This is a genomic window from Candidatus Sordicultor fermentans, from assembly GCF_012728195.1.
Lineage (GTDB): Bacteria > Atribacterota > Atribacteria > Atribacterales > Caldatribacteriaceae > Sordicultor > Sordicultor fermentans.
Genome location: NZ_JAAYFP010000069.1, coordinates 1 through 8,623 on the forward strand (window position 1 = coordinate 1; position 8,623 = coordinate 8,623).

Annotated in this window: 9 protein-coding genes; 8 read left to right on the forward strand and 1 reads right to left on the reverse strand. The window is 43.1% G+C overall.

Annotated features, from left to right (window positions below):
• The first annotated feature begins 332 nt into the window (after positions 1–332).
• From nusA to ribF, 8 genes are read left to right on the forward strand one after another with little or no spacing between them, the layout of a single operon-like run.
• Positions 333–1,385: a transcription termination factor NusA gene (gene nusA, locus GXZ17_RS03145; protein WP_409375835.1), complete on the forward strand. Its 1,053-nt coding sequence runs from the start codon at positions 333–335 to the stop codon at positions 1,383–1,385.
• Positions 1,363–1,653, forward strand: coding sequence for an RNase P modulator RnpM (gene rnpM / locus GXZ17_RS03150; RefSeq protein WP_409375836.1), 291 nt, complete (start codon positions 1,363–1,365; stop codon positions 1,651–1,653). The genes nusA and rnpM overlap by 23 nt, the downstream gene beginning before the upstream one ends.
• Entirely contained in the window at positions 1,646–3,577 is a 1,932-nt protein-coding gene (gene infB / locus GXZ17_RS03155; RefSeq protein ID WP_409375837.1) for a translation initiation factor IF-2, read from the forward strand. The genes rnpM and infB overlap by 8 nt, the downstream gene beginning before the upstream one ends.
• The gene (locus GXZ17_RS03160) at positions 3,574–3,855 is read left to right on the forward strand and encodes a DUF503 domain-containing protein (protein ID WP_409375838.1); all 282 of its coding nucleotides are present in this window, start codon (positions 3,574–3,576) and stop codon (positions 3,853–3,855) included. Before infB ends, GXZ17_RS03160 begins: the two co-directional genes overlap by 4 nt.
• A 36-nt stretch (positions 3,856–3,891) precedes the next feature.
• The gene (rbfA, locus tag GXZ17_RS03165; RefSeq protein WP_409375839.1) at positions 3,892–4,257 is read left to right on the forward strand and encodes a 30S ribosome-binding factor RbfA; all 366 of its coding nucleotides are present in this window, start codon (positions 3,892–3,894) and stop codon (positions 4,255–4,257) included.
• Positions 4,232–5,263: a DHH family phosphoesterase gene (locus tag GXZ17_RS03170; protein WP_409375840.1), complete on the forward strand. Its 1,032-nt coding sequence runs from the start codon at positions 4,232–4,234 to the stop codon at positions 5,261–5,263. The genes rbfA and GXZ17_RS03170 overlap by 26 nt, the downstream gene beginning before the upstream one ends.
• Positions 5,244–6,116 carry a tRNA pseudouridine(55) synthase TruB gene (truB, locus tag GXZ17_RS03175; RefSeq protein WP_409375841.1) on the forward strand — a complete coding sequence of 291 codons (873 nt, stop codon included), beginning with the start codon at positions 5,244–5,246 and terminating at the stop codon, positions 6,114–6,116. Before GXZ17_RS03170 ends, truB begins: the two co-directional genes overlap by 20 nt.
• Positions 6,117–6,118: 2 nt before the next feature.
• Positions 6,119–7,102, forward strand: coding sequence for a riboflavin biosynthesis protein RibF (ribF, locus tag GXZ17_RS03180; protein ID WP_409375842.1), 984 nt, complete (start codon positions 6,119–6,121; stop codon positions 7,100–7,102).
• A gap of 457 nt (positions 7,103–7,559) precedes the next feature.
• Here ribF and GXZ17_RS03185 read toward each other — a convergent pair whose 3' ends face one another.
• On the reverse strand, positions 7,560–7,787 hold the full coding sequence (locus GXZ17_RS03185; protein ID WP_409375843.1) for a hypothetical protein: 228 nt from the start codon (positions 7,785–7,787) through the stop codon (positions 7,560–7,562).
• Positions 7,788–8,623: the final 836 nt, after the last annotated feature.

The following is an 8,623-nucleotide window of genomic DNA, read 5'->3' on the forward strand; positions in this document are numbered from 1 at the left end:
GGCATGACGAAAGAGGGGGATTCCCGCCTGAATTTCAGGCATGGCGGAAAGGGAAACTTCGGCTCTTTTTCTTCCCCTCGCTCTTCCAGAGAGAAAAGAAGGAGGGTGTGGAGGCTATCGCAGTAAGAAGGTTTAGACTGATAAGAGAGGGGAAAATAATGGTGCCTCTGCGATGAGTTGACACTAACTGCAACCCTCAAAAATTTGCACTATTTAACGATTTGAGTTAAAATAGTAGCAGTCGAAAAGTGCTGACAAGAAAGAGTGGGTCTTCCCACTCTTTCTTGTTTATAAGTTCTTTATACTTGGAAAATCCTTTTAGGGTTGGTAATATGAGCAAAGAAATTTTTGCTGCTATTGAGCAAATAGAAAAAACTAAAGGCATTCCTCGAGAGACACTGAAGGAAGCCATTGAGGCTGCTCTTCTTTCTGCCTATCGGAAGAGCTTTAAAAGCTCCCAGAAGGGGGTTTCCGTTATTCTTGATCCCCAGGATGGTAGCATAAAAGTTTTTGCTCGAAAAACAGTGGTAGATAAATTGAAAGACTCTACCACAGAAATATTAGAAGAAGAAGCTAAAAGACTGGGAATTGATGCCCGGGTGGGAGAAACAGTGGAAATAGAGGTGACTCCCCAGGATTTTGGAAGAATTGCTGCTCAAACAGCTAAACAGGTGATTGTGCAGAGAATAAGAGAAGCAGAAAGAGACTTGATTTATGCCGAGTTTGTGGAAAAACAAGGAGAAATTATAACCGGTATAATCTCTAAAAAAGAAGGTAGCAACATCATTGTGGATTTGGGCAAAACCGAAGGCTTACTTCCTTTTAGTGAGCAAGTTCCTACCGAAAACTACCGGATAGGAGGGAGAATGAAATTCTACATTGTAGAAGTGAAGAAAACCAGCAAGGGTTCTCGAATCGTTCTTTCTCGTACTCATCCTGGTCTGGTGAAAAGGTTGTTTGAGCTCGAAGTTCCAGAAGTACACGATGGTTTAGTAGATATAAAAGCCATCGCCCGGGAACCGGGTGTGAGGAGCAAAGTGGTGGTGGAAAGTCGAAGCGATAAAATAGACCCGGTGGGGTCTTGCATAGGTAACCGCGGCTCTCGAGTGAAGAATATCACTGATGAGTTGAGGGGAGAGAAAATTGATATTATAAGGTGGAGCAATGACCCCCGGCTTCTGATCGCCGAGGCCTTGAGCCCTGCTCGGGTGGTAAAAGTAGAGTTAGACGAGGAAACTGATACTGCCCGGGTTTTTGTGCCCGAAGACCAGCTGTCTTTAGCCATTGGTAAAGATGGGCAAAATGCTCGTCTGGCTGCTCGGGTAACCAGCTGGAGGATTGACATCAAAGGGGAAAAAGACATTGGCCAGGAAGATTCCCATTAGAACCTGTATCGGTTGTCGAGAAAGGAAAGAAAAAAAGGCTTTGATTAGATTGGTTAAAGGGGAAGAGGGTATTGAAATAGACCCCACGGGGAAAAAAGCAGGGAGAGGATTCTATCTCTGTCCCCGCAGGGAATGTATAGATAAACTGAACCTTAAAAATCTCTCTCATGCTCTGCGAGCAGAGGTGAGAGAAGAAGAATTAAAGAAACTAAAGGAGGTATTGGGTAGCTATGTAGAATCCCAGGAAAAGGAGGTAAACAATGTCTAAGATAAGAGTTTACAAAGTAGCAGAAAACTTAGGAATGCCCACCAAAGAGGTGGTTGATTTACTTAAAGAGCTAGGAGTAGAAGTTAAAAACCATATGAGCAACGTTGATGAAGAACTGGTCGAGCTATTGCAAGAAGAGATAAGTTATCAAAAAAAGAAAGAAGAAGAAGCTCGAAAAAAACAAGAAAAAACTCTTAGCTTTGATTCCTTACCTACTTTAAGAGAAGTAGCAAAAATATTTAACGAAGAGGTAGAAGAGCTTATACTAGAATTGGCTGATTTAAATATGGTCTTTGGTCCTAAAGACTTTCTCCCTCCTCTTGTGGTGGAAAGACTGGCAAGAGAAAGAGGCTGGTATGTGAAGTGGGAAAAAGACCTGAAAGAATTGACCCACAAAATGCTGGATACTAAAACCTATCCTCGCCCTCCGGTGGTTACTATTCTGGGTCACGTCGACCATGGTAAAACCACTCTTCTGGATGCTATCAGAAGCTCTCAGGTGGCAGAGACTGAATTTGGCGGTATCACTCAGAAAATTGGTGCATACCAGGTAGAGATAGATGGGAGAAAAATCACTTTCATCGACACTCCCGGTCATGAAGCATTCACTACCATGCGAGCTCGAGGAGCACAGGCTACCGACATCGCAGTCTTAGTGGTAGCCGCCGATGATGGGGTTATGCCCCAGACCGTGGAAGCTATCCAGCATGCAAAAGCGGCCAACGTTCCCATTATCGTGGCCATTAATAAAATAGATAAAGTAGGAGCCAACCCGGAAAGAGTAAAACAGCAACTTGCTGAATATGATTTAATCCCCGAGGAATGGGGAGGGGAAACTATTTTTGTGAACATTTCTGCTCTTCAGAAAAAAGGAATTTCTGACCTTTTAGATCTAATCCTTTTGCAGGCTGACCTTCTGGAGCTGCAAGCTCGACACACCGGTTATGCCACAGGAGTGGTTATAGAGTCTCGCCTGGATCGAGGAAGAGGCCCGGTTGCTACAGTGATTGTGCAAGAAGGGATATTGAAAGTGGGAGATTATTTTGTAGCAGGAAGCAGCTGGGGAAGGGTGAAGTCATTATTAAATTATCTGGGAAAAACCGTTCGTGAGGCTTATCCCTCTACGCCCGTTGAGGTGGTGGGTTTTTCCGATTTACCACCGGCGGGAACTAAATTGATGGTGGTGGGGGAAGAAAAAATAGCCCATCTCATCGCCGAGCGGAGAAAAGAGAGAGAAAAAGAAAAATTATTGAAGGAATCCAGACCTTATTCTATATCTCTGGAAGAAATGCTTGCTCCAGAAGAAGGAAAAAGTCGAGAGCTCAATCTAATTTTGAAGGCCGACTTTCAAGGGTCGCTTGAAGCTCTGGAGAAAGCTATTGCTTCTTTAGAGGAAGAAGAAGTAAAAATTAATATTGTGTATCAAGGAGTAGGCAACATCACTGAAACCGATATTATGTTAGCTTCGGCTTCGCAGGGAATAGTTATTGGCTTTAACGTTAGATTGCTAAGCGAGGCAGCTAAAATAGCCAAAAGAGAAGGAGTGGAGGTAAGACTTTATCGGGTCATCTATGAGGTGATTGATGATATAGAAAAAGCCATTAAAGGTCTTATAGAGCCTCGTCTGGTGGAAGAGACGCTGGGTAGAGCAGAAGTTAGAGCGATATTTAAAATACCCCGGGTGGGAGAGATTGCTGGTTCTTATGTGACCCAGGGTAAAATAGAGCGAGGGGCTTTAGCGCGAATTTTGAGGGGGGAAGAAGTCATAAAAGAAGGAGCCAAAATAACCTCTCTCAAGAGATTTAAAGAGGATGTAAGAGAAGTAACTCAAGGATATGAGTGTGGAATAGGTTTAGAAAACTTTGACGATTTCCAGGAAGGGGATATACTGGAGGCTTATGTCATTAAAGAAGAAGAAAAATGAGAGTAGGAGCCTGTCAAATTGATATCTTTATTAATGAGAGCTTTTCTCTTAAAGATAAAAGAAGAGTGGTTAATTCTCTGAAAGAAAGGCTGCGGAATCGGTTTAACGTTTCAGTGATTGAAATTTCTACTAATTCCCGGTGGAGGAAAAGTAGTCTGGGAATCTCCTGTGTGGGAAACGATGAGCGGAGTGTCCAGCTTCTCCTTCAGCAAGTGGTTCAATTTGTAGAAGGAGACGACCGCCTGGAAATCACCAATTTGACCATAGAAATTTATTGAGGATTGGAAAATAAGCGGAAAGCCAGGTGAATCCCGATGAAAGAACAAAGAGTAGAACGGGTAGCAGAATTAATTAAAAGAGAAGTGTCAATTATTTTGTTATCTCGGGTGAGAGACCCTCGCTTGAAGCGATTTACCATCACTCGAGTGAAAGTATCTCAAGACCTACGGCAAGCCAAGGTATTTATTTATTTTCCCGAAGGGGATAAAGAAGAAAAATACCAGGCACTGCAAAAAGCTACCGGTTTTATAAAAAGTGAATTAGCTCTTCGTCTGAGAATTAAGTTTATGCCCGAAATTGTTTTTGTGATAGATGATACTATGGAAAAAGCTTTTCAGGTGGTAGAACTTCTTAATCAGATGGAAAGGAAAGAAGATGGAAGCGAAAAAGGAGATAATTGAGGCCTTCCAGCTCCATAATCATTTTATAATCATTTCTCATCAGAATATTGATGGAGATGGATTGGGGTCTATGCTTGCCACCTTTTTCTTTTTAAAAGAAGAAGGGAAAGAATCGTTTATGGTTCAAGATGAGGCAATACCTTACTTTTACGAGTTTTTGCCTGGAAAGGAAGAGCTGCTGACTCTGGAGGAGTTCTATTCTCTGAATTCTTCTTCTGAGAGAGATGTGGTAATAGTTTTAGATTGTTCCCATCCCGATCGCCTGGGAAGATTAAAAGAGCTATGCAACGGGGCCTCTCTTCTTGTGAATATAGACCATCACCCCGATAACGCTCGTTTTGGAGATATAAACTGGGTAGTCCCCGACTCCCCTTCTTCCACTCTTCTGGTTTACGAGCTAATAAAGGAAGCAGGAGTAAAAATAAGCTCCGATATGGCGATTAACCTTCTTACTGGTTTTGTGACCGATACTGGTGGTTTTCAATTTGTGGATATGGATTCTCGCCTTTTGCAAGTGGTAGAAGATTTGATTAACTCAGGTGCATCTCTTGCCCAGATAATGCGTTATGCTTTTAACTTTCGGAGATTAGAAGCTTTGAAGCTCTTAGGGCGGGCGCTTGACCATCTTTTTTATGATGAAGATTTTCGGTTTTCGGTGATTTATTTAACTAAAGAAGATTTTGAAGCCTGTGGGGCGCAAGAGGAAGATAGTGAGGGAATAGTAGATTATGGGCTTTATATCCCGGGAGCAGAGCTTTCTCTCTTTTTTAAAGAAGTGGAGGATGGGTCTTTTAGGGTGAGTTTGCGCTCTCAAGAAGAAAGGGATATTTTGCCTATCGCTCATTATTTTGGGGGAGGAGGGCATCATAAAGCGGCGGGATTCAAAATCGAAGGCGATTTTCCCCGGGTAAAAGAGGAAGTTTTAAGTGTGGTGAGAAAATTCCTGAGCAATCCCTCATCGCTTACTGAAGAGGTAAAAAAAGAGAGTGCCGGGCGGAATACTTAATGTTTATAAGCCGGTAGGAATGACTTCCTTTGAAATTACAGAACGGGTGGGAAAAATCTTGGGAGAAAAAGCTGGCCACACTGGCACCCTTGACCCTTTCGCCCGAGGGGTAATGGTAATTTGCTGGGGTAAAGCCACGCGCCTTGCTTCTTTTTTCCAGGCTCTGGATAAAACTTACCGGGCTCGAATCCGTTTTGGTATATCTACCGATACTTATGATGTTACAGGAAAAATAGTAAAAGTTAGAAAAGGCAATTTATCAAAAAAGGAAGGAGAGGAGCTTCTCCTCAAATATCGAGGAGCAATAAAGCAGCAGGTGCCTCCTTTTTCTGCCAGTAAACATCGGGGCAAACCTCGTTATCGGTATGCTCGCCAGGGCAAAACACTCCCTGTGCAGGAAAAAGAAGTAGAGATTTATGATCTGGAGCTCATATCCTGGGAAGAAGGAGAGTGGCCAGAGGCAGAAATTTTAGTTCGCTGCTCCAGTGGAACTTACATCCGCAGTCTGGCTCACGAGTGGGGAGAAGATAGCGGTTTGGGCGCTTACCTTTTTTCTCTTCGTCGGGAAAAAGTAGGCGATTTTTCTCTGGAGCAGAGTGAAGAGATAACAGAAAGGGAAATAGACCGGCAGTTTCTCCTCTCAAAAAGCATTCCCCCCGATCAGGGTTTGTACTGGATTACCTCGGTTCACTTAGAAGAGAAAGAAGCGAAAAGGATAAAACATGGAGGGTTTGTCTTTTCTCCCTGGCAAAAAAAAGGATGGGTTAAGATGTATGAGGGGGATAAATTTTTAGGTCTGGGTAAAATAGAGGATGATGGAGAATTGAGACCCCGGATAATTTTAGGAGAATAGATATGTGGCAGAGAGGAATAAAATCTGCAGAGAATAATATTTTAGCTCTGGGCTTTTTTGATGGAGTTCATCGCGGTCACCAATACCTCTTAGGCGAAGCTTACCGCCTGGCTCAAGAGGAGAAAGCTAAACTGCATATTTTTACTTTTTATCCTCATCCTCGAAACTTTCTCTCTTCAGAAGAGGTCAAGCACATCCTTACTTATCGAGAGAAGTATTGCCTGATACAGGAGCTATTTCCTCAGTCCCTTTTGCAATTTGTGCGTTTTAACAAGAGCTTCCGAGAAATGACAGCTCAGGAGTTTTTAACTCTTGTGGAACAGGAAATTAGACCCCGGGGAGTGGTGGTGGGAGAGAATTTTCGTTTTGGTTTCCAGGCTCAAGGCGACGCTCAGCTTTTGAAAAACCATCTTTCTTTTAGAGGAGTAGAAGTAACAGTGGTTCCTTCCCTTCGGGAAGGGGGAGAGCTTATCTCCAGCTCCCGCATTAGATGGCATTTAGAAAGCGGCGATTTACTTTCTGCTAATCGCTTATTAGGTTATTCTTTCTTTCTCGAGGGGCGAGTCCGACGGGGAAAAGGAGTGGGAAGAAAATTGGGATTCCCCACTGCCAATCTTTATCCTCCTTCTTACAAGCTTCTTCCTGCATCTGGAGTGTATACCGGTTACGTTTCCGGAAAAGAGATAGGAGAGAGAAACCCTTCTCTTATTTATGTAGGCCACAGGCCTACGGTAAATTTTTCTCCTCGCCGGCTGGTGGAAGTTTTCATCCCGGAAGTCTCTCGAGAGCTTTATGGAGAAAGGCTGACCATAGAATTCCAGGCTTTCTTGAGAGAAGAAATGGTTTTTCCCTCTCTTTCGGAGCTCAAAAACCAGATTGAGCAAGACTTGGAGGCTTTACGCATCACTACAGAACAATCTGCTATATCCCCTTTCCACCACTGCGAACACGGTGCAGAGAGAGGAGAACAGGCTACCTTTAGTTAGTTGAGAATCAGGCCTTTGCTGTGCTCTCTATAATAAGAAGAAAACGATGCATAACCATTTTATAGAACTTTTGCTGACCTCATAGCTCTTGTCAAACATTTCTTTACCCATCTTTAATGGTTGTGCTGATGAGCTATCATCTTTCCTGAAGAATGAATTTCAAATTCTTGAGTGCGTACAGTAAGAGAGAATATTTCTCCGCACCCCCCCTTCTTTTCTCTGGCTGTGTTTTGCAATATGAATTTGCAGCGTTCCGGAAGTTAATTTTTGCAGCACCTTCAATTCCAGAATTAACAGTTCATAGTAGAATGAGGCAAAGGATAACTTGGTCCGGAAAAGACCAGTAAATGACTGTGGTGAACTAAACGGTAATGATGGCGGCTGTCTTATCTCATCATAAAATATTCCATTCCACTTTCTGAATTCCAGGTTTGTAGTAATTTTTATGCTGTACTTTTTAACTTCCGCTGTGCTGTATTTCTATTCTACCAAACACATCTGGCATCTTTTGAGCTCTGAGATAACGTCTCACCGTGACCTGAGAAAACTCTCTTTCTCTGCTTATACTTCTTATGCTCTTCCCTTCTTTTCTCACCTGGTGTAACATCATACCTGACTCCTTAACATGTATTTCCCTCCCATCTTTAATCCGATGAGAGGGATTATAGCTTAAGGGGTGGGTCATTTTTATTCCGGCTTTTTCCCGGGCCAATTATGTGCTGGCGGTGGCGAAATTGAGTAAACCACCCTCACCCTCGGAGGGTGAGGGAAAGAAAAAGAGTCGAGAGTTTCCTTTCTCGTCATGCCTGAAATTTTTTATCAGGCATCCAGAGGTTTTTGCCCTCAAATTATTTAGACCCCTCGTAGAACCACTCAGGAGTGACGCCCCTTTTTTGTCATTCCCGAAATCTTTTATCGGGAATCCATGCTTTTTGCCCTTAAATTATTTAGATTCCTGATAGGATCATTCAGGAATGACCCCCTCTCTCGTCATTCCCGAAATCTTCAATCGGGAATCCAAGTTTTTGCTTTTCCTTTGGTTTTTGTCTTTATGCTTTCGTCTTTTCAGGGGGACTATAAAGGGGCGGAGACCCCTTTATAGCTGATTCACCCTAACCCTCTCCCCGCAAGCTCTCTAAACCGTCCCTCTCACTCCGAGGGCTTCTCTTTTTGTCATGTCTGAAATTTAGCGAGGCATCCATGTTTTTTAATACTGTGGACCCCTGATAGAACCATTCAGGGGTGACGAATAAAAGGCAATAGGATCATTCAGGAGTGACGCCTCCTCTCTCGTCATTCCCGAAATCTTTTATCGGGAATCCAAGTTTTTGCTTTTTCTTTTGTTTTAAAACCATGGACCCCTGATAGAAGCATTCAGGGGTGACGACGCGGAGGTTTTTTATCAGGCACTCACCCTCATCCGTCATTCCCGAAATCTTTAGTCGGGAATCCAAGTTTTTGCTTTTTCTTTGGTTTTTAAATACTTATAGACCCCGGCTTAAAGATTGCCGGGGTGACGAA

Excerpts from the sequence above, each read along its gene's own strand:
- rbfA (WP_409375839.1), top strand. The coding sequence starts at position 3,892 with ATGAAAGAACAAAGAGTAGAACGGGTAGCAGAATTAATTAAAAGAGAA.
- nusA (WP_409375835.1), top strand. The coding sequence starts at position 333 with ATGAGCAAAGAAATTTTTGCTGCTATTGAGCAAATAGAAAAAACTAAA.
- GXZ17_RS03160 (WP_409375838.1), top strand. The coding sequence starts at position 3,574 with ATGAGAGTAGGAGCCTGTCAAATTGATATCTTTATTAATGAGAGCTTT.
- GXZ17_RS03185 (WP_409375843.1), bottom strand. The coding sequence starts at position 7,787 with ATGACCCACCCCTTAAGCTATAATCCCTCTCATCGGATTAAAGATGGG.
- infB (WP_409375837.1), top strand. The coding sequence starts at position 1,646 with ATGTCTAAGATAAGAGTTTACAAAGTAGCAGAAAACTTAGGAATGCCC.
- ribF (WP_409375842.1), top strand. The coding sequence starts at position 6,119 with ATGTGGCAGAGAGGAATAAAATCTGCAGAGAATAATATTTTAGCTCTG.
- GXZ17_RS03170 (WP_409375840.1), top strand. The coding sequence starts at position 4,232 with ATGGAAGCGAAAAAGGAGATAATTGAGGCCTTCCAGCTCCATAATCAT.